The 24,790-nt window shown below is 48.9% G+C and carries 22 protein-coding genes; 10 read left to right on the top strand and 12 right to left on the bottom strand.

Going from position 1 to position 24,790, the window contains the following annotated elements; translation table 11 throughout:
• The first annotated feature begins 190 nt into the window (after positions 1-190).
• From S7335_RS21215 to S7335_RS21235, 5 genes are all read left to right on the top strand, one after another.
• On the top strand, positions 191-1,444 hold the full coding sequence (locus S7335_RS21215) for an ABC transporter substrate-binding protein (protein ID WP_006458409.1): 1,254 nt from the start codon (positions 191-193) through the stop codon (positions 1,442-1,444).
• 31 nt (positions 1,445-1,475) lie between these two features.
• Positions 1,476-2,345: a branched-chain amino acid ABC transporter permease gene (locus S7335_RS21220; RefSeq protein WP_038019374.1), complete on the top strand. Its 870-nt coding sequence runs from the start codon at positions 1,476-1,478 to the stop codon at positions 2,343-2,345.
• A 5-nt stretch (positions 2,346-2,350) separates the two neighbouring features.
• Entirely contained in the window at positions 2,351-4,840 is a 2,490-nt protein-coding gene (locus S7335_RS21225; protein WP_050766031.1) for a branched-chain amino acid ABC transporter ATP-binding protein/permease, read from the top strand.
• Positions 4,841-5,010: 170 nt separating this feature from the next.
• Positions 5,011-6,276 carry an amidohydrolase family protein gene (locus tag S7335_RS21230; protein WP_006457844.1) on the top strand — a complete coding sequence of 422 codons (1,266 nt, stop codon included), beginning with the start codon at positions 5,011-5,013 and terminating at the stop codon, positions 6,274-6,276.
• Positions 6,277-6,309: 33 nt separating this feature from the next.
• A complete protein-coding gene (locus S7335_RS21235) occupies positions 6,310-6,537 on the top strand; it encodes a hypothetical protein (protein ID WP_006458157.1) in 228 nt (75 codons plus the stop codon).
• A gap of 97 nt (positions 6,538-6,634) precedes the next feature.
• On the opposite strand, the gene S7335_RS21240 is transcribed toward S7335_RS21235, so the two are convergent.
• Entirely contained in the window at positions 6,635-7,165 is a 531-nt protein-coding gene (locus S7335_RS21240) for a GNAT family N-acetyltransferase (RefSeq protein ID WP_006457873.1), read from the bottom strand.
• A gap of 39 nt (positions 7,166-7,204) precedes the next feature.
• The gene (locus tag S7335_RS21245; protein ID WP_006458247.1) at positions 7,205-8,215 is read right to left on the bottom strand and encodes a zinc-binding alcohol dehydrogenase family protein; all 1,011 of its coding nucleotides are present in this window, start codon (positions 8,213-8,215) and stop codon (positions 7,205-7,207) included.
• A 104-nt stretch (positions 8,216-8,319) separates the two neighbouring features.
• Here S7335_RS21245 and S7335_RS21250 point away from each other — a divergent pair, with 104 nt between their 5' ends.
• A complete protein-coding gene (locus S7335_RS21250) occupies positions 8,320-9,201 on the top strand; it encodes a LysR family transcriptional regulator (RefSeq protein ID WP_006458424.1) in 882 nt (293 codons plus the stop codon).
• 20 nt (positions 9,202-9,221) lie between these two features.
• On the opposite strand, the gene S7335_RS21255 is transcribed toward S7335_RS21250, so the two are convergent.
• The 5 genes from S7335_RS21255 to S7335_RS21275 all read right to left on the bottom strand — a co-directional run bounded on the left by S7335_RS21255 (position 9,222) and on the right by S7335_RS21275 (position 15,303).
• On the bottom strand, positions 9,222-10,802 hold the full coding sequence (locus S7335_RS21255; protein ID WP_006457994.1) for a mannitol dehydrogenase family protein: 1,581 nt from the start codon (positions 10,800-10,802) through the stop codon (positions 9,222-9,224).
• Positions 10,777-11,961 (bottom strand): ABC transporter ATP-binding protein, encoded by a 1,185-nt coding sequence (locus tag S7335_RS21260; RefSeq protein ID WP_006458376.1) that lies wholly within the window; start codon positions 11,959-11,961, stop codon positions 10,777-10,779. The genes S7335_RS21255 and S7335_RS21260 overlap by 26 nt, the downstream gene beginning before the upstream one ends.
• A gap of 86 nt (positions 11,962-12,047) precedes the next feature.
• Positions 12,048-12,875, bottom strand: coding sequence for a carbohydrate ABC transporter permease (locus tag S7335_RS21265; protein WP_006457893.1), 828 nt, complete (start codon positions 12,873-12,875; stop codon positions 12,048-12,050).
• Positions 12,876-12,936: 61 nt separating this feature from the next.
• Positions 12,937-13,857 (bottom strand): carbohydrate ABC transporter permease, encoded by a 921-nt coding sequence (locus S7335_RS21270; RefSeq protein WP_006457865.1) that lies wholly within the window; start codon positions 13,855-13,857, stop codon positions 12,937-12,939.
• Positions 13,858-13,953: 96 nt separating this feature from the next.
• Positions 13,954-15,303: a sugar ABC transporter substrate-binding protein gene (locus tag S7335_RS21275; RefSeq protein ID WP_006458354.1), complete on the bottom strand. Its 1,350-nt coding sequence runs from the start codon at positions 15,301-15,303 to the stop codon at positions 13,954-13,956.
• A 339-nt stretch (positions 15,304-15,642) separates the two neighbouring features.
• Between S7335_RS21275 and S7335_RS21280 the strand changes: the two genes are divergently transcribed.
• Both S7335_RS21280 and S7335_RS21285 read left to right on the top strand, forming a co-directional pair.
• Positions 15,643-16,542, top strand: coding sequence for an ROK family protein (locus S7335_RS21280; protein WP_006458249.1), 900 nt, complete (start codon positions 15,643-15,645; stop codon positions 16,540-16,542).
• 74 nt (positions 16,543-16,616) lie between these two features.
• Positions 16,617-17,615, top strand: coding sequence for a sugar-binding transcriptional regulator (locus S7335_RS21285; RefSeq protein WP_006458187.1), 999 nt, complete (start codon positions 16,617-16,619; stop codon positions 17,613-17,615).
• Positions 17,616-17,780: 165 nt separating this feature from the next.
• On the opposite strand, the gene S7335_RS21290 is transcribed toward S7335_RS21285, so the two are convergent.
• Entirely contained in the window at positions 17,781-18,134 is a 354-nt protein-coding gene (locus S7335_RS21290; RefSeq protein ID WP_255346492.1) for a nuclear transport factor 2 family protein, read from the bottom strand.
• Between the two features lie 192 nt (positions 18,135-18,326).
• Between S7335_RS21290 and S7335_RS21295 the strand changes: the two genes are divergently transcribed.
• Positions 18,327-19,211 carry a helix-turn-helix domain-containing protein gene (locus S7335_RS21295; RefSeq protein WP_006458180.1) on the top strand — a complete coding sequence of 295 codons (885 nt, stop codon included), beginning with the start codon at positions 18,327-18,329 and terminating at the stop codon, positions 19,209-19,211.
• A 57-nt stretch (positions 19,212-19,268) separates the two neighbouring features.
• On the opposite strand, the gene S7335_RS21300 is transcribed toward S7335_RS21295, so the two are convergent.
• The 3 genes from S7335_RS21300 to S7335_RS26355 all read right to left on the bottom strand — a co-directional run bounded on the left by S7335_RS21300 (position 19,269) and on the right by S7335_RS26355 (position 23,907).
• A complete protein-coding gene (locus tag S7335_RS21300; protein WP_006458117.1) occupies positions 19,269-21,395 on the bottom strand; it encodes a PAS domain S-box protein in 2,127 nt (708 codons plus the stop codon).
• A gap of 340 nt (positions 21,396-21,735) precedes the next feature.
• Positions 21,736-22,611, bottom strand: coding sequence for a tetratricopeptide repeat protein (locus S7335_RS21305; RefSeq protein ID WP_006458278.1), 876 nt, complete (start codon positions 22,609-22,611; stop codon positions 21,736-21,738).
• 204 nt (positions 22,612-22,815) lie between these two features.
• Complete coding sequence (locus S7335_RS26355; RefSeq protein ID WP_006458094.1) at positions 22,816-23,907, bottom strand: histidine kinase dimerization/phospho-acceptor domain-containing protein; 1,092 nt, start codon at positions 23,905-23,907, stop codon at positions 22,816-22,818.
• A gap of 203 nt (positions 23,908-24,110) precedes the next feature.
• Between S7335_RS26355 and S7335_RS21320 the strand changes: the two genes are divergently transcribed.
• On the top strand, positions 24,111-24,461 hold the full coding sequence (locus S7335_RS21320; protein ID WP_157620611.1) for a DUF4342 domain-containing protein: 351 nt from the start codon (positions 24,111-24,113) through the stop codon (positions 24,459-24,461).
• A gap of 66 nt (positions 24,462-24,527) precedes the next feature.
• Here S7335_RS21320 and S7335_RS21325 read toward each other — a convergent pair whose 3' ends face one another.
• The gene (locus tag S7335_RS21325) at positions 24,528-24,707 is read right to left on the bottom strand and encodes a DUF4278 domain-containing protein (RefSeq protein ID WP_006458366.1); all 180 of its coding nucleotides are present in this window, start codon (positions 24,705-24,707) and stop codon (positions 24,528-24,530) included.
• Positions 24,708-24,790 lie beyond the last annotated feature (83 nt).

The following is a 24,790-nucleotide window of genomic DNA, read 5'->3' on the forward strand; positions in this document are numbered from 1 at the left end:
TGGAAGCGGATAAGTGATTCTCGCTAGTGTTTGTAGCTTTTGTAACGAGGTATCAGCAGAAGTTACGAGAAGGTGACTTCCGCAAGCGGAAAATCGGTAGGAATTCTATCGGCATCGAATAGGAAATACAGTATTCTTCTTGAACAGCGTTCTTGTCCTAACGTTTTGCAGAAGATAGGATTCTTTTCTTATGGTTTTTAAGCATGCTCAGAGCAGAGGGCTTCGTCGTCGAACCTTTTTACGAGGAGGGGTGGGATTTGCTTCGGCGATCGCACTTGCAAAACTAACCGGCTGTCAGCCTGCAGCCACAGGCGAAACGGCTGGCGATGGTACAGGCAACGCCAGTGGCGAACCAGTCAAGTTGGGGCTAATTGCTGCGATTACAGGCGCTTCTGCGCTGTCAGGCGAATCGATTAAGCGTGGGTTAGAAGTCGCGATTGACGAAATAAATGCTAACGGTGGCGTGATGGGCGATCGCCCGATAGAGCTGGTGATTAGAGATGACGAGTCCACCCCGGCAAAAGGCGTAGCAGCAGCTCGTGAACTGATTGAACGAGAGCAGGTTGCGGCTATCTTTGGCGGACTAGATTCGCCCGTTTCGTTGGCTATGCTCCCCGTCATTCATGAGCTAGAGACACCTTATATGGGGGTTTGGGCCGCAGCGACAGGTATCACCCGCAATGATTTTGAGCCGAACTATGCGTTTCGCGTCTCTGCCAACGACAACATTGTCGATAGCTTTTTGACTCGCTATGCTCAACAGGAAAAAGGCGCTTCTAAAGTTGGGCTGGTGCTGATTAACAACCCGTGGGGCGAGTCAAATCAGAAGGGGTTTGAGGAATGGGCACCCAAATACGGTCTAGAGATTGTAGGAATCGAGAAATTCAACGATGGCGATACTGACATCTCATCGCAGTTAAGTCGACTCCAATCCGGGGGGGCAGAAGCACTGCTGCTAGTGGCCAATGCCGCACCAGGTGCTCAGATGATGAAATCTTTGGATCGGCTCAGTTGGGATGTGCCTGTTATCTCTCACTGGGGAATTTCGGGTGGGCGCTTTCCCGAATTAGCGGGGGAAGAGACTGCGAAGAAAGTCACGTTTGTACAGACCTACAGCTTCTTTGGTGAGCAAAGCCCGGTTGGTGAGAAAGTACTGGCTGCCCTACAAGAAAAGTATGGCCTGTCTGGCCCAGAAGAGATTCTCGCGCCGGTTGGAACAGCTAACGCCTACGATGCGATGAACCTGATGGCCCTAGCCTTAGATACTGCCGAATCGTTAGAAGGGCCAACTTTGCGCGAAGCATTCTACAATTTACCGACCTACGAGGGGCTAATTAAAACTTACGAGCAGCCCTTTACCCCTGACAATCACGATGCCCTAGATGAAGATGACTACATCTTGGTGCAGTGGGATGGGGATCAGATTGTGCCGCTAGACGCTTAACGCTTTCTTCTACGAAGTTCTACGAATCCTTATGTGGCCACAGCTGATTCTGTCTGGTATGGCAATTGGGAGCATGTATGGCCTGGTTGCTTTAGGTTTTCAAATAACCTACGCCGTTTCTAACACTATGAATTTCTCCCAAGGGGCGGTGGTGATGGTAGGGGCAGTGGTCTGCTATTGCCTAAATATCACTTGGGGTGTGAATGCGGTGATCGCGGTGCCGCTCACGCTGATTCTCTGCGCCATCTTCGGCTTACTGATCGAACGCTGGGTGGTTCGGCCCTTTGCGCGTAATGGCTCTCAGTCGTGGCTGCTGAGCACGATTGCACTGGGTATTATTACTGAGAACATCGCTATGCTGACCTTTGGCAAAGAGGTTCGTGGCTATCCTTCTGTGCTAGCTGAAACACCAGTTTCAATTCTCAACTTTGGGGTATATCCGCTGGAGCTAGTGATTCCAGTAGTAGGGCTAGCTAGTGCGATCGCGCTACGGCTTTTGTTCACCAGAACGCTGTGGGGCAAAGCCTTTCGCGCCGCTAGTGAAAATCCCGATACCGCCCGATTGCTAGGCGTGCCAGTGACCTGGCTGATTGCACTATCGTTTAGCCTATCCACCATGCTTGCCGGACTCGCCGGTATGCTGATTGCACCCATTGCCAATGTCTCGGCCACGATGGGAACCCTGCTAGGCGTAAAAGCCTTTGCCACGGCAATGATCGGGGGTCTGAGTAATCCCTGGGGGGTGATGCTAGCGGGGGTGATGTATGGCATTGTCGAATCGGTGGCGGCCGGAACGCTAGGCGGTAGCTATCGAGAAATTGTTGGTTTTTTGGTGGTGATTGCGGTACTGAGCGTCAGGCCCAATGGACTGTTTGGGCGATCGCAAGTGAAAAAGGTGTGATCGCCATGAATACTCGTTTGATGGTTGGGCTGACTATCTTTGCGCTGGCGATTGCCGCTGCGCTAGGTGCGCCAAATACCTACTACTTGTTTGTGTTAGGCATGATCGCGGTAACGACGATTGTCTCAGTAGGGCTTAATGTTTTGGCGGGCCTGTCAGGGCAAATTTCGATTGGCCATGCAGGCTTTTTTGCTATTGGCGCTTACGCGGGCAGTTTGTTGATGTTGAGGGCTGATTGGCATCTTGGCGCGGCGCTACTATTGGGTGCAATCACGGCTGCTGGAACGGGCGTTGCCCTCTCCGGTCCAGCCTTGCAGGTCAGCGGTCCTTACCTGGCGATGGTCACCATTGCTTTCGGCATCATCATCGAGCGAGTACTGATCGAATGGGTGAGCCTAACTGGCGGCTTTGGGGGGCTCTCTGGCATCCCTAAGCCCACTCTTCTGGGACTTCAGCCAGCCTTACGCGAAAGTGTTCTGCTTGTGATTGTGCTGGCGTTTTTATCGGTTGTCTCCTTTGCACTGCTGAAGCGTCATCCCTGGGGAAAGGCATTCCAGGCGGTGCGTGATGACGCGATCGCCGCGGCGGCGGTTGGCCTAAATCCTTTGTATGTGAAGGTTATGGGCTTTGCAGTATCAGCCGCGCTCACTGGACTAGCAGGGGTCTTTTTTGCGATCATTGTCGGCTTTGTTAGCCCTGATAGCTTCACCTTTCACCGTTCTATTCTGTTTCTGCTAGCGATTATCCTAGGCGGACTCGGTACGGCTGAAGGCGCCTTTATCGGTGCTTTGATCCTGGTCATTCTGCCAGAATTTTTGCACGACTTTGTTGACTATCAGCTATTGGTGTTTGGCTCGCTACTGCTGCTCACCCTACGCCTAGCCCCGGACGGCATTATGAGCCTATTCCATCGCTGGGCAAAGCCAAAAGCGGCTATTCATCCCCTGTCAGACCCGCCCGACCTGCCTAGTTTTATCGCCCAAAATAAACAACAAACCTCGCTGAAGATTGATGCTCTCACCATTCAGTTTGGTGGCATTAAGGCTGTAGACAACGTCAGCTTTACTGCCCAGCCGGGCACCATCACAGCCGTAATTGGCCCCAACGGGGCGGGTAAAACCACACTACTTAACCTGATCAGCGGCTTCTATCGTCCTCAATCAGGCTCTATTCAACTTGGTTCAGCTCAGCTCAATCGTATGAGTAGCCGCCGAATTACCGACCTAGGCGTCAGTCGAACGTTTCAATCGACCCGTTTGTTCAATTCTCTCTCTGTCTTAGATAATCTGCGGGTAGCCGCTGTCGGCAAGCGTCTAGGGTTTATTTTGAAAGCGCTGCTGGGCATAGGCATTCGTCGTCAGCCTGAACCGCAGCTATTGGAAGTGCTCTCATTTGTCGGCTACCGAGGGAATATTCACCGCACAGCCGCCGCGCTGCCGTTTGTCGATCGTCGTCTAGTCGAAATTGCTCGTGCTTTGGTGACTTGTCCCCAAGTTTTGCTGCTCGATGAGCCTGCTGCCGGGTTAAGCAAAGAAGACAAGAAAACGCTAGCTCAGCTGATTCGTCGAATTGCCAGCAGCGGGCTCAAGGTGATCTTGATTGAGCACGATATGGAACTGGTGATGGAGATTTCTGATCAGGTTCTGGTGATGGATAGTGGCAGGGCGATCGCCTATGGCCCACCGGCTCAAGTTCAGCAAGATCCCGAAGTATTAGCGGCTTACTTAGGAGTTAGCGCAACAGATGCTGAACTGAGCCGCGAAACGCTAGCTGCGCCAGAACCTGTGCTGGTAGTGAAGAATCTAGTCACGGGCTACGACGCGCTACAGGTGATTGCCGGGCTGTCTTTGACCATCAGCCAAGGTGAGCTGGTAACCGTAATTGGCGCTAACGGGGCCGGAAAGAGCACTCTATTAAAAAGTCTAGTTAATTTATTGCCTGCCTGGTCAGGCGATATTGACTTTTTAGGCCATTCGCTGGCGACCGTTCCAGCACACAAAATGGCAGCGCAGGGGCTGGTACTGGTGCCTGAAGGTCGTCAGGTGCTCAAGGAATTGGATGTGGTCAGCAACCTCAGGCTGGGCGGATTCCATCGTCGGGATAAGGAGATTGAGGCCGATATTGAGCGAATGCTGACGCGGTTTCCAAGACTGCGAGAGCGACAGCAGCAAAAGGCGGGCTTGCTCTCTGGAGGAGAACAGCAAATGCTAGCGATTGCCCGTGGCCTGATGGCTCGACCACTGCTGCTGCTGCTAGACGAACCGTCTTTGGGACTTGCGCCTCAGCTCGTAACTAGTCTGTATGCGACATTGGCAAGCTTGCGAGATGAAGGCATAACTATTCTGCTCGTAGATCAAATGGCGAGTCTAGCGCTAGAGATCGCTGATCGGGCCTACTTATTAGAAACGGGAAGAATCGTGCGTTCGGGTGCTGCTGAAGACTGGCGGAATGATCCGGACCTGGCGAAGGTGTACCTGAGTGGTTCCACTTCGTAGCTCTATCTAAGTAGCTCTATCTAAATAGTCCTGTCTCAAATCGTTCTATCTCAAAATAGAGCCGCTCCAGTTGAATAAAGTTTTAGTAGAGCTGCTATACAACTAAACTAGGGATAATCATTATGGTCAATCAAGCTTTCATTTCATCCTCTTTCTAATGCGTAGTCCCTATGACAAAACAGAGCCAGGTTGTTGATCAAAACATTGACTTGAAGATTGATCTAAAAATTGAAAATGCGGCCTTGGCAAATCACAGTGAGCAACAGACGATTGCTATCCACGACGGCTTGATCAAAGACATTTCACCCATCATTTCAGCGCCTGCGGCTCGAACTTTCGATGCTAAAGGCAATCTGGTGATTCCTGGTCTGATAGATCCCCACCTGCATTTGGATAAGGCTTTCTTACTTGAGCAGTCTCCTGCTAAGCAAGGTACTTTTCAAGAAGCGCTAGAAGAAACGCTACGGCTCAAGAAAGAGTTTACGATTGAGGATATTCAGGCGCGAGCCCGTCGCGTCATTAACAACGCGATCGCCTTTGGTATCACCGCTATCCGCAGCCATGTAGAAGTCGATCCTGTTCTCAAGCTCACCTCCATCAAGGCCCTACTGCCACTTCAGCAAGAATACGCTCAACGCCTCACGCTTCAGCTAGCTATTTTTGCCCAAGAGGGCATCACTAATCAGCCCGGCACCGAACAACTCCTGCATGAAGCCCTCACCCTAGGCGGCGACGTTATTGGCTCAGCCCCCTACACCGACCCAGATCCTGAACGCAACATCAACATTGTGTTTGACCTGGCACAAACTTTCAACTGCGATGTTGATTTTCACCTCGATTTTCTAGATGACGATGAGCCGCTGCTCTTTCCTATTGTCGCCCGCGAAACCATCAAGCGCGGCTGGCAAAATCGCGTCTGCCTTGGTCATATGACTCGGCTAGCGGGCCTAGAGCCAGCCGCGCTCAAAGACGCCGCCGCTCTTTTACAAGAAGCGGGGATTTCTGTTTTAGCCCTGCCTGCTTCTGATCTCTACATGATGGCTCGCCAAGATACCCATAATGTTCGTCGCGGGGTTGCCCCGGTTCAAACTTTGTCTGACTGGGGTGTGAACTGTGCGATCGCTACCAACAACATTCAGAACCTCTTTACCCCTTTTGGTGACGGCGATCCGCTGAAAATCTGTACTCTGCTAGCGCAGGTACTACAGCTAGGCACCCGTGAGCGTCACGCCCTTTGCCTCGCTATGGCCACAACCCACGCAGCTAAGGCTATCGGTATCGCTAACCATCGCATCGCGGCTGGCAATAGAGCTGATCTAGTTGTTCTTAATGCGCATTCACCTTCACAAATCATTGGTGATCCCCCCTGTAATCGCACTAACATAAAATCTGGGAAAATTGTTTCTCAAACTCGCAGAGAACAAGTATTTTCCTGAAGAGCATAGACCCTTCTTCCGTACGCTGTAATAATGAACTACCTGATTTTCTTGCTTCTTGGTTTCGGCGCGCTATGGGCAGGGCTAAAGCTGTTTGACGATGAAGTGCTGCTCATCGTGACGCTCTTTGTTGGTTCAGGGCTGGTCCTAGTCGGCCTAGTCTCCTCTCCTGTCCAGCTTCAAGTTGTTATTGAGGTGGCTTTGATAGCTGGTTTATTCCATACCTGCATGGAGTGTATCGAAAGAGGTGGCCGCGCGTAGCCACGCCAAACTATGGCAATGTAGCTGTCACCAGTGAGTGCGATTGAACAATTTGCTTTGTGCTGCTTCTGACAGAAATGACTTTGAGGCAGTACGCCTACCACAGCTCTGGATCGCTCAGCGGCGCTACACAAGAGAGTTTTATAGGCTTAGATGTAAGAATATTCTCACTAAGGGCAATTGCCTGCCACCCAAAAGGATACTGAAGTTCGTAAGGCGAAGAATATTTTGAAGCAATATCAGAATTGAATCCGAACTTGCCATAATAGTGCGGATCGCCGTAAACGAATACAGCGTCTACGCCTACTTGTGATAATCGCTCTATGCCGCTTTTGACTAGGTTCGAACCAATCTGGCGTTTTTGATATTCCGGCTTGACGCCGAGCGGTGCAAGGATGTAGCCGAGCCAGCTTTTGTTGTTAATGGTTACAGGACTAAACGCCACATGGCCAACTACTACACCATCAGCTTCGGCAACTAGCGAGAGCGTGCTTGGGTTCGTTTCTTCACTCAAAAGATTCACTGCAAGCGCTGAAACCTTTTGCTTTTCCCCTTCAGAGAAAGCGCACAAATGAACCTTGCGAATATCTGCGATATCAAGACTGGTTGCTGCTCGAATATGTGCCATTGGCTGCCTATTTGTTTGGTGGATGGTTAGTATCCGATCTTATTGACTTAGGCCCTCTAAAACGGTTTTGCCGATCGCGCTTCCACTTTCCTGAAATTCATGCGCGGCACGTAAGTTTTCGACGCTTAGAGTACCACCCTGTTTGTTGACTGTTGAAAGTAGTGTGCCACTATCTAGAAGCTCTGAGACTTTGTTCAATAGCTTATGCTGCTCGTCCATATCGTCCGTGTGAAACATCGAGCGAGCAAACATAAATTCCCAACTTAAAGAGAGGGCTTTTGGCTTAATCGAAGCGACATCTAGCGACTTTGGATCGTCAATCAACGCGATGTGTCCACGCGGTTTGATTAACGCGTTAATAGATGCAAAATGCTGAGCTGTATGCGTGAGTGACGCCACATACTTCGGCGAGATATTCAGCGCCTTCATCTCTTCATCTAGCGGATTGCGATGATTGATAATGTGATCTGCCCCCATCTTTTCTACCCATGCGCGTGTATCATTGCGCGATGCCGTAGCAATTACCGTCAGGGCTGTTAGCTTCTTCGCCAATTGAATTAAGATAGAGCCTACGCCACCGGCGCCGCCAACAACCAATAGCGCTTCACCTTCACCCTTTTCTTCGTTTAGGCTAAAGCTATCAAATAGAATCTCCCATGCCGTAATGCTCGTGAGCGGCATACCTGCAGCCTCCACAAAGCTGAGAGAGACTGGCTTACGACCTACGATCCGTTCATCGACTGCATGAAGCGCAGCATTAGTGCCAGGACGAGTAATATCACCTGCATAGAATACTTCATCACCAGGGCGAAACCGCGTAACGTTTTCACCAATTTCTTTCACAACGCCTGCTGCATCAAACCCAAGAATACGGGGCTGCCCTTCTGGCTGCGCAGTCGCACGGACTTTGATATCAACTGGATTTACTGAAACACCACGGACTTCTACTAATAAGTCGTTCGGTCCAATTTCCGGCGTATCCGCATCAAATTCAACTAGGGCGTTTTCGGCTGAAATGGGCCCTGCATTTTGATAACCAATTGCTTTCATGCTGCTATCTCTCAGTTTGTGGAAGCGATAAGAGCATGTTAACCATTTGGATTAGAAAGATAAATAGGCTTGAAGCTAAATGATAATTCGGATATTTTTGATAGATGGATGTTCTATCACTGCGACTTTTTATCAGAATTGCAGAACTAGGCGGCGTCACAGCAGCGGCTCACGATCTATCGCTTTCACCAGCAAGTGCAAGTGCTCGTCTAGTAAAACTTGAAGAGATCGTCGGATTTCGCCTATTCAACAGAACGACTAGAGCGGTATCGCTAACAACAGATGGAGAGTTGTTTTTGCCCTACGCTCAACAAACGCTAGAGACGCTAGAAACTGGACTGAACACGGTACAAGGACAAGAAAAATCAGCCCAGGGCCTATTGCGAATAGCCATGCCTGGCTCCTTTGGCCGCATGTATATCATTCCGCTTTTAGCTGAATTTCAGACGTGCTATCCACGAGTTCGTCTTGACTTAAGATTATCTGATGAAGTGCTTGATGTTGTTGAAGGTGCTTACGATCTCATTATTCGAAATGCACCGCTGTCTGACAGCAGCCTAATTGTCCGAAAGCTCGCCTTTGATCGACGTCTGCTTGTGGCTTCTCCTACCTATCTCAAACAGCATGGCGTTCCGCTTACACCAGCCGATCTTGCGAGGCATCGTTGCGTCACCCTCGGCGAGACAAAATGGGAGTTTGAAGATGGTCAGACTGTTAGCGTTTCGTCTTCAGCTACTGTCAATGACGGTGAGGCAATGCGAAATATGATCGAGTATGGAATGGGTATCGGTATGAAGTCCGTTTGGAATGCTAGCGAAAGCTTAGAGTCCGGTCTGCTTGTTGAAGTGCTGCCTGACTTTCCACTAGTTACAGAAGCCTCTATTTGGCTGCTTTATCCAAGTCGCCGCATGATCGCTCCGAAAGTTCGCGCAATGATTGATTTCCTGCTTAAACGGTTCTGGCCCATGCCGCCGTGGGAGCACTAGAAGAGGCGATCGCCTCTCGTTCATTCTGTTAGGAGTTCTACCAATGCTTTCTCAACGCCTAATGCATACAGTTGCTGAAGGTGATAAGTGACTGTATCTATAACGCTTGGATGCTTAGACAAGCTGCCAAATAGGGTTGTTATTGCAAAGAGCTGGGTTGGATCAGGGCCACCAGCCTTAGCCCTATTGGTGAGAAGATCTGACAATGGATCGTTAATAGCTATAGGCTGATCCTGTTCATCTTTGCCATTTAGATAGCGAAACCAAAGCGCAACTACAAAGCTGAGATGTTTAATAGAACCGCCTTGGGCAAGTTTATCTTGCAGACTGCCGAATACGAACTTAGGAAGCTTGTCCGATCCGTTAAGACAAAGGCGAGAGAGCTGATCACGAACTTTAGGATTGGAGAATCTCTCAATCAGCGTTGTCTTGTAGTCTTCGATGTCAACGTTTGGCAGCGGTAGAAGCGTCGGTGTCACTTCATCCATGAGCTGTGCGATCGCCCGCCGAATCAGGTTATCTTCCATCGCCTCAGACGTGTAGGTATAGCCGAGCAGTGAACCCAAATAACCTAGCAGTGAGTGGCTAGCATTCAGCAAACGTAGCTTCATCATTTCGTAGGGATGGACATCGTCGGTCATTTGCACGCCCACCGATTCCCACCGAGGCCGTCCCGCACAAAAATTATCTTCAATCACCCATTGAATGAAGGGTTCTGCAACCACGGGCCATCTATCTTCAATGCCAAACTGTTCGGCCACCATCTGTATATCAGCGGGCGTTGTCGCAGGTGTAATGCGATCAACCATGCTGTTTGGGAAAGTCACATTTTCAGCAATCCACTGTTCCAAGTCTGGATCTTGCAGTTTGGCGAACGCGCTGAGCATCTTGCTAGCGATGTTGCCGTTGCCTTGCACATTGTCACAGGAGAGCACAGTAAAAGGGGGTAAGCCTTGCTGCCAGCGCTTTTTCAGCGCCGCTGTAAGGAAGCCATAAACGCTTGCGGGCTGATCTGGGAACTGTAGGTCGTGCTGAATATTAGGATGCTGGCTATCGAATTCACCCGTTCCTTCAATCACGTAATAACCACCTTCTGTAATCGTAAGGGTGACGATTCGGCAGGTTTCATCCGCCAGCTTGTCGATCACTGCCTGTGGTTCTTCGGGCGCAAACAGGTATTCGGTGATTGAGCCAATAATGCGAGCTGTATCCTGCTTAGAAGAGCGTTCTACTAAGGTATATAAACAGTCTTGAGACTGCAAAACATTTCGCATCTTCTCATCGTACTTCAGCAGACCTACACCACAAATTCCCCAACGTTCGGCTTCCTCTCCGGTATTCTCTGTGGCCTTCTCTTCGGTATTCTCTGTGGCTTTCTCTATGTAGTTATCTATGTAGAGCGCCTGATGAGAACGGTGGAAGCCGCCTACCCCGATATGAACAACGCTAGCAGTAATACTGGCGCGATCATAGCGAGGGATGCGAACCTGCTGAGGATATCGCGCAAGCGCAGCCGAATTCAGCGGGATGGGCTCTTGCGTTGGCTGACCAGAGGGGGTCGAAGGATGAACTGGGCTAGATAGAGCGAAGCGATCTGTCATGAGGTTGCGCTGCTGCACTAGGAGATTGGACGGCGGGTTGTTGGACGGCGGGCTGTTGCGCGAGATGGTGTTTTCGAGCTTTTGGAATAGCGTTATCGTTGCCATCAAATAGATGACAGAGTGCGCCATCAATATGAATGGGCACTTGGTCGCGGACAGCGACTTGCCTATTACCATCTGTTTGAATAATTAGCGTATCGCCGCCAGAGACTTTGACGTATAGAGAAGTAGCATCGCCTAATCGTTCAACCACCAGCACTTCACCCATGATAGTGGGGTTGTTGGCATCAATGCGCAGATGTTCTGGGCGGATGCCGAGAGTAGCGTGATCGCCCACTGTAAGCGTTTTGGGCTTTACAGGTACAGTGACTGTCGCGTCCCCAGGCAGTCGAAGCGTCGTGCCAGAGTCTTGAACGCTGGTCGTCATCACAGGCAAAAAATTCATCTTAGGCGAGCCGATAAACCCAGCAACAAACTTATTGCGAGGGTGATGATATAGCTCCATTGGTGAACCAACTTGTTCGACGATTCCCCCTTGTAAAACAACAATTTTACTGGCTAATGTCATCGCCTCAGTCTGATCGTGTGTTACATAGATCATAGTGGCCTGCAAGCTGTCGTGAAGGCTTGCTAGCTCTAACCGCATCTGACCTCGCAAAGCAGCGTCTAGGTTAGAAAGCGGCTCATCAAACAAAAACACTTTTGGACTACGTACTAGCGCCCGGCCAATAGCAACACGCTGCCGCTGTCCGCCTGAAAGTGCGCCAGGCTTACGATTTAATAGCGGCTCTAGCTGCAAGACTCGGCCTACTTCTTTAGCTCTTTCATATCGTTTTGCTTTAGAAACGCCTGCTAGCCGTAGGCTGAATGCCATATTCTCAGCAACTGTCATATGGGGATAGAGCGCATAGGTTTGAAAGACCATCGCCAAGCCACGTTGATCAGGTGGGACGTTATTCATCCGCTGTCCATCAATGAGGAGTTCACCGGAAGTAATCTCTTCTAGTCCGGCAATCATGCGCAGCAGCGTAGATTTACCGCAACCGGAAGGTCCTACAAAGACAACAAACTCGCGGTCTTCGATATTGAGATCGATGCCTTTGATGACTTCGGTATCGGTATAGGTTTTGCGAATGTTTTTGAGGGTGACTGTGGACATAAAATTGCTCTACTTATTGAAGAAGTTTTGACTGCGTGTTTTATGAGATTTTGATTACGGCAAGCTGATCTGAAGCTACTTGATGCCTACTTGACAGCACCAAAGGTGAGACCGCGAACCAGCTGCTTTTGACTGAACCACCCGAAGAGAAGAATGGGGGCGATCGCCATTGTTGAAGCCGCCGACAGCTTGGCCCAAAACAACCCTTGCGGACTAGAGAAGGAAGCAATAAAGGCCGTCAGCGGAGCCGCATCAAAGGTGGTGAGGTTCAAGCTCCAAAAGGCTTCATTCCAAGACAAAATCACCGAGAGTAGCGCGGTAGAAGCGATGCCTGGAAGAGCTAAGGGCAGAAGTACATAGGCTACCTCCTGATAAGTGGTTGCTCCATCCATCCGGTCAGCTTCTAGAATCTCTTTGGGAACTTCCTTAAAGAAGCTGTAGATCATCCAGACGACTATGGGCAGATTAATCAGGGTATAGATAATGATCAGTCCAATCCGAGTATCTAACAGCCCTGAATCACGGCCCAAGATGTAGATTGGCACTAGCACACCGACAGGCGGCAACATCTTAGTAGAGAGCATCCACAGCAGCGTTCCTTTCGTCCGTTTAGTGGGGAAAAAGGACATTGCGTAGGCCGCTGGAACCGCAAGCAGTAGCGCTAGAACAGTGGCTCCCACAGAAACGATGACGCTATTCCAGGCGTAGTTGAAGTAGGCAGCACGAGATTGAACTTCAACGTAGTTTTCTAACGTTGGCGCGAAGAATAGCTGAGGCGGCGTAGCGACAGCGGCGACCTCTGTTTTAAAGCTGGTGATAAACATCCAGAGAATTGGAAAAAACAGAATGAGGGCAACTAGCCAAGCCAGCGGGCCGACCAGCCATTGGTTAGATTTGTTGTTATTGACGGCCATGTTGGATATTCACCTCAGAGTCTAGGAATCGGGATAGCGTTGAAAAGACAACCAGGTATCTTCAGGCATCTACATTGCGAGCAACGCTGCGCACTAAGAAGATGGCAACAATATTGGCTAGCACCACTGCAATCAGACCACCTGCTGAAGCGCCGCCTACGTCAAACTCCAATAGCGCCTTGAGGTAGATGTAGTACGCCAAATTAGTGGTCGCAAGACCAGGGCCACCGCCTGTGGTAACAAAGATTTCAGCAAAGATGGTGAGGAAGAAAATGGTTTCAATCATAGCGACCACAGCGATCGCCCGACTCAGATGAGGTAGCACCACAAACCGAAATAGCGCGAACGGCTTCGCCCCATCCATCCGTGCCGCTTCTAGCTGATCGGTATCGAGTGACTGAATCGCTGTGAGCAAAATCAGCAGCGCAAACGGCAGCCACTCCCACGAGACGATAATGATGATAGATAGCAGCGGCAAGTCTGCAAACCAGTCAACTGCGCCTAAGCCAAGACCTCGCGTAATTTGAGCAAACAGCCCGTTAACCGGATGCATCAGCATGTTCTTCCAGATCAGCGCGCTCACTGTCGGCATCACAAAGAAGGGCGAAATCGCCAGCACCCGAGCAATGCCTTGCCCCAGAAATTCTTGATTGAACAACACCGCTAACACCGTGCCTAGCCCAATCGTGATCGCTAATACAGAGGCGACTAGCACCAGCGTTATACCGATAGAAACCCACAGCGTTGGGTCGGTAAGAATAAAGGTGAAATTTCCTATGCCAACGAATTCACGATTGTCTGGCGCAAGCAGGTTGTACCTTTGAAATGCGAACCAAATCGCCATCGCTAGCGGCACAATCATCCACAGCAGCAGAGCGATCACAGAGGGGGCAACCAGGGCAAGCGTCGGCACTTTCTGAGACGATTTGCTCCGGCTGGCAGACGGTGGCGAATTTTGAGGCGGAGTAGCAGCTAAAGTCATTGTTTATCTTGTTTACTCGCTAGATCTCGACTAAAAGGGGCTTGCCTAAAGGCTCAATTAAAGAAACTGGGATAAAGCTGTTCAGCATCGAGACATTTACTCGATGTATCCGGTATGGCGCATGAACCGTTCGGCTACACCTTGCGATCGCTCCAAAGCCTGATCAACTGAGACCTGACCTGCCAACGCAGCTGCCATCTGCTGTCCTACCTGCGTCCCAATCGCTTGAAACTCCGGGATATCGACATACTGAACGCCTTTATAAGGTGTCGGCTCAGCCGCAGGATTTTCAATATCGACCGCTTCGATAGAGTTCAACACCGTCTTCGCGAAGGGTGCAACTTCTTGATAGTTGGGATTTTCGTAAGTAGACGTGCGCGTTCCAGGCGGCGCTGAAACCCAGCCGGACTGCTCAGCTACGAGCTGAATATAGTCTTTAGAGGTAGCCCAAGTGATAAAGCGCTCAGCGGCTTCAGGCGATCGCGATGTCTCTGGAATTCCCAGCGCCCAAGTCCACAGCCAATTAGAGCCGTTGGGATACTCTGCTACAGGAGCAGGTGCAAACCCTACCTGCTCAGCGACTTCCGATAGTTCCGGATTAGACAACAATCCCGCAGCCACCGTTGCATCAACCCACATACCGCACTTGCCCGTAGAAAATAACGCTAGATTTTCATTAAACCCATTTGAGCTAGCGCCCGGCGGCCCGTACTGATTGAGAAGATCAACGTAAAAGCTTATTGCCTCTTTCCACTCAGGCGTATCGATTTGAGGTTGCCAATTCATATCGAACCATTGTCCGCCGTAGGTATTCACCAGCGTTGTGAGAAAACCCATGTTCTCTCCCCACCCTGGCTTACCGCGCAGGCACATTCCATAAACGCCGTTATCCGGGTCGTTCACTTCGCTCGCCCACGCTTCTACCTGCGAATAAGTCGGATTATCAGAAACCGTAATTCCTGCCTTTTCAAACAAATCGCGTCGGTAGTAGAGCATCGAACTCTCACCGTAAAACGGCAACGCATAAAGCTTGTCGTCAACAGAAAGGCCCTGGCGAATCGGCGTAATCAAATCATCCACATCATAGTCAGCCGGAAGATCTTCCAACTGTCTAAGCCAACCGCGCTTTGCCCAAATCGGTACCTCATACGCGCCAATTGTCATTACATCAAACTGACCGCCCCGACTTGCCACGTCAGTAGTTGTTCTCTGGCGCAAAATGTTCTCTTCTAGCACCACCCAGCGCAGTTCAATGTCAGGATTTTCCGCCTCAAATTTTCGCGAAAGATCTTGCATAATCAGCATGTCACCGTTGTTTACGGTGGCAATAGTGAGCTGAGTTTTGTCGTTAGCCTGCGGCCCGGCACTACAAGCATGTAGCATCTGTACAGCCAGAACGCCTGCTAGAAACGCCGCTAGTATTTTGGCGAAGCGGAATGAACGCATCGCTCGGCTCCTTAGTTCTAATAACTTGTAATTTTGTCTCGACTTTTGTCTCGAACAGTTTTCTAGTCTGGTTTTTCTTGCTTTTTTCTGTAGTCAGATGTAGATGAACTATCTTTGAGCTTGTGACCAAACGTTGAGCAAAAGCTCCTATGGTTGAAATCATACAGATGTCTTTCATGCATTATGAGAAAATCTGTATAGTTTGAAACATTTCTTGATGCTATGAGCGTGTGACGTCGGCAAGGACAACCGCCTCTTTTTAAGCTGGATAGTCACCCCCCTCTTCAGCACGGTCGTTTGGTGCAGTTTAGAAAACGTAATCTATAGATGAGTGATGAAATGACACTTTTAGGCGGAATAGAAGCAGGCGGCACCAAGTTCGTCTGCGCGGTGGGTACTGGCCCAGAAGATCTGCGGGCCATTGTCCGCATCCCAACAACCACTCCAGAGGAAACGCTTCCTCGAGTTGTTGATTTTTTCCGCCGGCAGATAGTAACAGAAGGTGCCTTAGATGCGATTGGTATAGGCGCTTTTGGGCCAGTAGATGTTCGAGAACATTCCCCTACCTTTGGCTGGTTTCTAGATACACCAAAACCAGGATGGCAGCAGGTAGATTTCGTGGGTGTCATCAAGCAAGCGCTGAGCGTTCCTGTGGGCTTTGATACCGATGTCAACGCAGCGGCTTTGGGCGAACACCAGTGGGGAAATGCTCAAGGGCTAGAGAACTTTATCTATCTGACCGTAGGTACGGGAATTGGTGGTGGTGGTCTGGTGGGAGGAAAGCCTATTCACGGCCTACTACATCCTGAAATGGGCCATATTTTGATTCCCCACGACTTTTCTGCCGATCCTTTCCCAGGCTGTTGTCCCTTCCATAGAGACTGTTTAGAAGGTCTAGCCTCAGGATTTGCAATGGAAAAAAGATGGGGCCAGAAAGGAATATCTTTGCCTGAAGACCATCCTGCCTGGGCCTTGGAAGCTAGCTATCTGGCAACTGGCCTAGTCAACTTCATCTTGATGCTTTCGCCCCAGAAAATTGTATTGGGTGGTGGCGTTATGGAACAAAAACGACTGCTTGCGACAGTACACACTCAGGTCCGTGAAAAGCTCAACGCCTATCTGTCTGTGCCCCAAATTACTGACAATATTGCAGACTATATTGTGCCTGCTAAGTTAGGCGGTAAGGCAGGAATTTTAGGAGCACTTGTGCTAGCTCAGCAGGTCTTAAAAATTCAGTAGCAAGCAGCGGGAGTAGAAAATAGCTATCCTAGCAGTGGAAAATGTCTTAGCGTAAGTATTCGTCAAAAGTCAGTATGGGAGAACCGGATTCGACGCAACGCAATCCTTCGAGTCGCCATTCACGTGATACAGCAGGTCGGTACTCGCGCAATCGCAAGCTTGATTTAGCGGCTCATGCTGCCTGGCTTTATTACATTGCAGATAATACTCAAGAAGAGATAGCGGCAAAGCTAGACGTATCTCGCCAGTCGGCTCAGCGATTGGTAGCTCTAGCTGTCAGTGAGAAGCTGATCAAGTTTCGGCTAGACCACCCGTTGAGTAGCTGTATTGTCAAGGCAGAAGAGCTACGTGACAAATTTGAACTGTTGACATGCGAAGTAGTTCCTAGTGGGCCAGATGGCTCACGTAACGGATTGGGTGTGTGTGGGGCAGCTCGTTTGGAGAATTATCTGAGTGCAAAAGTACCCATCATTGTTGCATTCTCTTCTGGTCAAACGTTGCGCACAGTAGTTGAGCAAATGCCAGCGATGGATCAGCCTCAGCACAAGGTTGTTTCTATTATTGGTAATATGACTCACTATGGGCGAGCCGGTCGTCATGAAGTTGTTATGCATCTGAGTGAACGAACGGGCGCGGCGGCTTATCCTGTGCCGACTCCTGTGGTTGCGACTAGTGTCAAAGAGCGGAAGCTATTACAAACGCAGCAGTCCTTTTTAACTGTAAAGTCCTTAGTGGAACAGGCCAAGGTAACCCTTGTAGGTGTGGGTAATGTAGGCCTAAACTGTCCGCTTCAAGAGGGTGGGTTTGTTAATGATGCTGAAATGACTAATTTGATAAAGCTTGGAGCGGTGGGGGAAATTGCTGGCTGGGCCTACGATCAGCAGGGAATACTCTTGAAGAAGGGAACCAATACCCGAGTAGCGGGCGTGCCGCTTGAACAGCCAGTGAATCGATTAACGATTGCGATCGCAGGTGGGCAAAATAAAGCAAACGCACTGCTAGCAGCACTCAAGGGCAAACTAATCAACGGGCTAATCACAGACGAAGCCACCGCTCAGTTCCTTCTAGCTTAGAATTTTCTAAGCACGCTCAGCACAGTTTTGGCTCCGCGCATGCCTAAAATTTTCGACTTGTGTAGTATAGAGACTCCCTTCACTCGGCTTAGAATATTCTCAATATCTAGTAACAGGTATATTCTTATCGTTCACTGCAACGTTTGAAGGTTAGGTGTTTGAAGGTTAGGTGACGTGGTCGCCCGATGGAGGTAGGCAGACTTCCATAGCTTGAATTAAGCCATTCTTGATAGTAAAACGATGACCGACATGTTCATCGGCAAGCACGGTTCCAGCCAGATCGCGTACAACCTGATGGACATCGACCAAAATCTGTCCGTCCTTCTCTGGGTGAAAAGCAACCGGCTCCACTTGCGCATTGATCTCACCCCCCTGCTCCATCCAGTAAGCGCGGACTTCATCTTGGCCGCGGACAAAACCGCCTTTGAATGCTCGCGGCCAATGCACATCAGGGGTCATAAAGCTGAGGGCAGCGTCGATGTTGTGCGCGTTAAAAGCAGCGTACGCCGCGCGTAGCAACTCAATTTCTGTTGCAAGTTGATTTGTCAAAAACTGATCAGACATAGAAGCTATACGGGGAGAAGAGGAAAGTTGACACCCTCACAGTAGTCTTAGCCTCAACCTGCCATCTCATCCAATTCTGCTAAAATTATCCTAATCCTGCTTTAGATCCGCCTAGGAATTAAAACCTTGACCGGGTTGAAGCCCATCATGACTTATGCAACCGCCGCGCTTGACCTAACCAACCAGCAGCAGGTAGCGCGGCTGCTTCCACACTCGCCCCTAGTCGCTAGCTATCATACGGGATGGAAAGGATTAACCTTCACCCACTACTGCCATCCTCCTCACGAAACGGTAGAACACTGCCTCCTACAACATTCACTAGTCATCACAGACCCTAAAAGTTGCTCCAAGGCAGAGCGTCGTTTGGATAGCAAGCACTACGCTCAAGGCAATGGCCGTGTAGACGTTATCCCAGCCTTTCTCAATCATCGGACCAACTGGAATCAGCAAGTCGAATTTTCGGTGATTGCGATTTGTCCAACACTGCTAAGTCAAGCCACTCAGGAGTTGATGCAGCATGATATAGAGCTAATTCCACAGGTTTCGATCCAGGATCCGGTCATCGAGCAATTAGCCCTCGCACTTAAGGTAGAAATCCAAACAGGTTGTCTGTCTGGTAGGTTGTATGGCGAGTCATTAGGAGGCGCGATCGCTGCTCGTCTAGTACAGAACTATGCAGTCAGCAAACCTCCCCTCGCGTTCAAAGCCAGTGGTTTATCGCGATCGCAGTTGAAGCGAGTCATCGACTACATAGAGGCGAATTTGGCGCAAGATCTATCTATTTTTGATTTAGCGAGCTTGACCAACATGAGCAAGTCCTACTTTAGCCGCTCTTTCAAACAGTCAGTGGGCATTTCGCCCTACCAGTATGTGATACAACAACGTGTGGAGCGTGCCAAGCAATTATTGAAACAACAGTCAATTTCAATTAGTGACATCGCTCTAGACTGTGGCTTTGCTAACCAGACTCATCTCACCAAAGCCTTCCGCCAAATGACAGGAACAACACCCAAAGCTTATCAAAAAGAATAACTTAAAGAGAGCTCAAAGAAGAGAGCCAAGAGATATGGCAAACGACTTGCTATAGACTCACTTTTCAACGGTAGGAAGGTACACCTTTATTTCAGTGCCTTGGCCTAATTCGCTTGAGACTTTCAAGAAGCCACCCGCTTTTCTTACAATACCTAGAACAGTTGCTAAGCCCAACCCAGTCCCTTTATCTGGAGACTTTGTGGTGAAGAAGGGATCAAATATGCGATCACGCACTTCAGGCGCAATCCCTACTCCTGTATCTGCAACAGTGACTACGATATAGTGACCAGCCAACATCTCTATATCCTTCCCGGTAATGACCTCATCTTTGTTTATGCTAGCTTCGTTCACATCTATCGTATCTATTGAAACCGTAAGTACGCCCCCTTCAACCATGGCATCACGAGCGTTAACGCATAGATTCATAAACACCTGATGTAGACGTGTCGAATCGATAGCAACCTCTCGATGTAGCCTATCGATATCTTCTTCAGTAGGAATGTCGAAGCGGATTTCAATTGAATCTGGAAATCCTTGCTGAGCAACATTAATCACTTCTTGTAGTAGCACGATGACATCAGCCGTCGTTTGAGGATCAAGGTCGCCTTTAGCAAAAGTCAGAATTTGTCGGACCATTTTGGCGCCTCTTTTGGCGCTTTGTTCTAGAATATCGAGCTGTTCTTGGGTTGAAGTATCTACGTCATTTAGAGTCAGCCGTAGAAGCTGCGCAATCCCCAAGATAGGCGTTAAGATGTTGCTCAAATCGTGGGCAACCCCCCTAGCGAGCTGACCTAAGCTTTCAAGCTTTTGAGTCTGGTAGTAATGGGCTTCAAGCTGCTTTTTTTCGGTGATGTCAGTATTCACTTCCAAGATAAACTTTGGATTGTTTGCATCGTCCCGTTCCAGCGTCCATCGACTTGCTACTAATATGTTTTTATTTGCCTTCGTTGACTGGGTAAACTCACCCTGCCAAAACCCCTGTTTCAATGTTGTTACTAGAGCCTCTTCAACTGTGACTTTGTCTCTTTTTTTTAGAAGCTGACTGGCGTTCTTCCCGAGCGCTTCTTCTGGTTGCCAGCCATACAATTTTGTAGCTCCCTTGCTCCAGAACGTAATCCGGCCAGCTAAATCGCGAACGAAAATTGCATCGGTGGCAATATCGATCAGAGCGGCCTGCTCACGGATTTTCTGTTCGGCGCGTTTGCGCTCGGTGATGTCTTCATTGACTCCGACATAGCCAATGATCTTTCCGATTAGCGAGTCTTTATCGAAAACTCCTTGCGATCGCATTGCCGTGGCTCGACTAAAGACCCAGCGAACCTCTTTAGTCGACTTCTTAAGAAAGCGAAACTCCATCGAAAAGTCGCTTTCTTCTGCAATAGATCGATTCCAGGCGGCGAACACGTTTTCTCTATCATCAGGATGAATGGCCTGTGCCCAGCTATCACCAAGGCTTTCTTCCAAGCTCATCCCAGCAATTTCCTGCCACTTCGCATTGGTGTAGATGCAGCGGCCGTCAAGGTCGGTTTGAAAGATTCCTACGGGTGCAAAGGCGCTTAAAGAGCGAAAACGGACTTCGCTTGCTTGTAGAGCCGCTTGAATTCTACGACGTTCTATCAGTTCGCGGCGAGTGGTCTGATACAGCTCCGCCTGTTGAATAGCAATTCCCATCTGGGTAGCAACTTGCTTTAATAGCTGGGTACTCTCCGGCTGCCACTGCCGAGGGCCAGCGCAGTGATGGGCAATTAGCAACCCCCATAGATACTCTTCTTGTACAATCGGTACGACCAGATTTGAACGCACCTGAACATTTCTTAAAAGCTCCACATAACAGGAGTCAACCGTTGCTGTATGAATGTCTGAGATTGTACTAATTCGACCCTTACGATAGGTCCCTACATACTCAGAATTAAAACAAGAATCTCGAATATTCATACCCAGAATCGCCGGCCATTCTGGACTCACTGATTCAGCCTCGACCACTCCTTTCCAGTTAGAGTTGAATCGAAAAACAATTACTCGATCGGTTTGTAGAAAGTTGCGTACTTGATCGACTGCGGTATGTAGAATTTGGTCTAGATCAAGGGTTTGATGAATGGCATCTGTAATCTTAGTAATTAGCCCTTCGCGCTCTAGCTGCTGCTGGAGCTGATGTTCTACTTGTCTAGGACTACTTCCAATCATAATTAATCCGCGAAAAAACTAAACTGTAAAAAACTTCTAAACTGTTTTATCCAAGCTTTATTCAGAGCTATCTCAATACAGATACTCAAGTTTTCACAGTTTAGCTTGCATGCCTTACCCCTTGACCACCGGCTACCATGATTTTTATTCAGCCTTAACACTAGCTACCTTAATCCTTATTTAGTCCTGCCTATACCCTAAGCCTTTATATCTTGAGCTAGTTTTGAGAATGGATCTAAGAAGATAGGTGCAGTTGAAGATAGGTACAGCTACGATGTCTTTAGCCGCATTTATTCATATTGGTTGTTGCTTATGTCGCGGTATTGGAAACTAGGAGGGATTAGTCTATATAAGTTCGCAAGTTACGAATAGCTTGGATAGCATACCCATCGCCTGGTCTCTCGACCAATGCATTTTCAAATGCTTGGATAGCCTGTGGGTAGTTACCTCTTTCAGTCGCGTCATAGCCACGTCGCATGTAGCGATCATAAGCAGATTCAACACTTTCGTTTGAGCTGAGTTCACCGCCTTTTAGGGCATCAACCACATTCCAATAGGCAATAGTGGCCTGCCGGTCGTTAGGGCGATCATACAGCGCACTTCTAAAATATTCTTGGGCTGTACGAAAGTCTTCTCTTTGTACGGCGGCATACCCAAGCCGCATGTAGCGGTCATACAGTGGCTCGTTTACATACGCTGTATAGGTCTGAGCTACGTCGCTAGGTGAACTCGCTTGAACGCCTCTGGTGAGGTATGTTTGCACGTTTCGAATGGCTTGAGTGGCGTAGTAGTCGCTAGGTCTTTGGGCTAAAGCTGCATTGAAATACTGGAGCGCTAATTCGTAATCTTCGGCTTCGGTGGCATCGTAGCCTGCTTCCATATTCGTGTTGTAAGTAATAGCCCTGGCACTGAGATCTTCACTTCGTAATTGCGATCGCATATTCCAATAGGCAGTGGTTGCTTCCCTATCTTGAGGATTAGCAAACAGTGCATAGCGAAAGTAGGTTGCAGCGGCGGCGTAATCGCCTGCTTGCTCAGCGTCGAACCCTAGCCGCATGTATTCGTCGTAGGCATTTTCTGGTAGATACGGCAAGTCAGCCGTCAGTATGGGCGTAGGATTTGTTTGAGCTTTTGCTCTTAGGTCAAGCACATCACACAGCGAAATTGAGAGCGTGGTCAATAAACCAACCGTAGCAAGCCGTACAATACATCTCATAAGATAACTTTTCTTTCCAGGAGTTGCTTTCTAATACAAAGTAGACATTTTCCCTGGGAAATTATCTCTAGCAAGCGGACTATTTCACTAGATTGAAGTGAGCCAAGATTCCATCCATTTACAACACTGCATAGCTTCGAAGCTGAAAATTGATAGATTATTTTCTTTGTCTTAGCAACTGCCTGCATGAAAAACTGCTTTAAGTCAATTCTCAAGTTCTAGAATGTCGTTGACGACTTTAATCAGTCGCTGTGAGTTTCTTTCAACAAGCTGTATAAGGTTTCTACCTTGGTCAGACTGGCTTGAGATGGTTCCACGGCTAAGTAGCTTTATCCCACCATGAATTGCTGTTAAAGGTGTACGCAGTTCATGACTCACCGTGGCAATAAATTCACCCTTCATCCGTTCAATGGCAGAGCGATCGGTGATGTCTTCACCAATGCTTATGGTGCCTACAACCTTATCTTCATAGTCATGTAGAAGCGTATTGTTCCAAACGACGGTGCGCTCTTCGCCCGCTTTGGTCAGAATAGTGTTTTCGTATTGTAGAGGTAACTCTCGATACTGTTCATGATTTTCGTGATTTTGCAGCTGATGAAAGTACCCAATAATCTCGGGACTTTCGGTAGAAGAGAAGCAGCAACTCAACCAGTCAGCATCAACAACCTCACTGGTGGTGTAGCCAGTTCGCTGTAAGAAAAAGGGATTGGCATAAGTCACCTTTCCGCGGCTATCCAAGCCAATTACCATCAGTTGAACGTTATCTAAAAGTGTGCACCAGCAGCGTTCGGCCTGAACTCGCGTCCGCCTAGCTTCTATTTGTAGCGGTTCATTTAGTCCGCTCATCTGCTCTACTTCATTCGGATTAATCACATTGAGAAGACTATCTTGCGTAATCATACCGGCGAGTTCTCCTATTTCTCCAACAACAGGTAGGTAGCGTAGCTGGCCATGCTCCATTTTCTGAAGAATGCTCAGAACATCCTTGATATCAGCGGCTCGAATGGTCTCTACCTCTCGAACCATCACCTCTGAGATAGGCTGGCTTGCTGCGTGTTGTCCTGTATTTATCAGCCGAATCAGCTCGCGTTCTGTAAACATGCCTACGAGACGCTGCTGGTGAGTGATTAGTACACAGCTGTGATCGGCTTTATGCATATAGGCGATCGCTTCTTCGATTAGCGTTTCAGGCGCTAGCGTTAGCGATACTGGGATAACAACCTGACTGATTAGTGAAGCTGGAGTGGAGTCAGATAGTGGTATATCAGATGGTGGTGTAGGAGAACCTGTCTTCATTGGACTTAGGGACGCTGATTAAACTTTGATTTATATAGTCATCTTTTAATTAGCTTCCTAGTCTATCCTTGAATTGTGGAAATCCTGTGTGGAACGCTGCTTGGGGTTATAGGCTTGAGGGTATAGAAAGCGACTATCTTCATATTTTTCACATAAGTCATTTGTAGAGTTGACCTATAGGCAAAGATATGAAGGACGTTGTCATGGCGACAAATTTAGAAGATTCTGTTCTAACCTCAGATGAACTGGAAAGTGCGGAATTGACAGCCTCAGCAGAGGCACAGACGGCTTCTGACGAAGTCACAACAGAAGAGTTTAAGATTTCGGGTGATGCGTTAGTTTCGCGCATCAAGACGCTGATTCAGCAAGGCAATATCCGCCGCATCATTATCCAGAATGAAGAGGGGCATACACTAATTGAGATTCCGCTGACCATCGGGGTCATTGGGGGCACTATTGGCGCCGCTCTATTTCCCGTAGTTGCTGCTGTGGGCGTGATCGGGGCGATGGTAGCTCATCTGACCGTCGTTATCGAACGTCAAAATCCCGACTAGACTATTTGTGCAGTCGGGACTTTGACACTGTCTAAGTAGGGCACTGTCTAGGTAGTGCACTTTTGGCTAAGTCGTATACTTAGCTAAGCGATAACTTAGCTGATGATGAGATCTTTTAGGTTCGATACTTGCTGCCGATCTGATCCGAAACCGGGCGCCGAGGAACTGTCCTTCTTGGGCCGTTTCGGTGACTTTTGTGGGCTGGTGACGAACGCCGTAGCAAACACCTCGGTAAGTCAGTTGCATGAGTTTTCTCCTGAAAATGAGTTGTGTCATAGCAGCTAGCTGACTGCTTAAGCTGTCTATAGCCCTACTCTATTTTTCAATCG

The organism is Synechococcus sp. PCC 7335 (assembly GCF_000155595.1).
Classification (GTDB): Bacteria; Cyanobacteriota; Cyanobacteriia; order Phormidesmidales; family Phormidesmidaceae; genus Phormidesmis.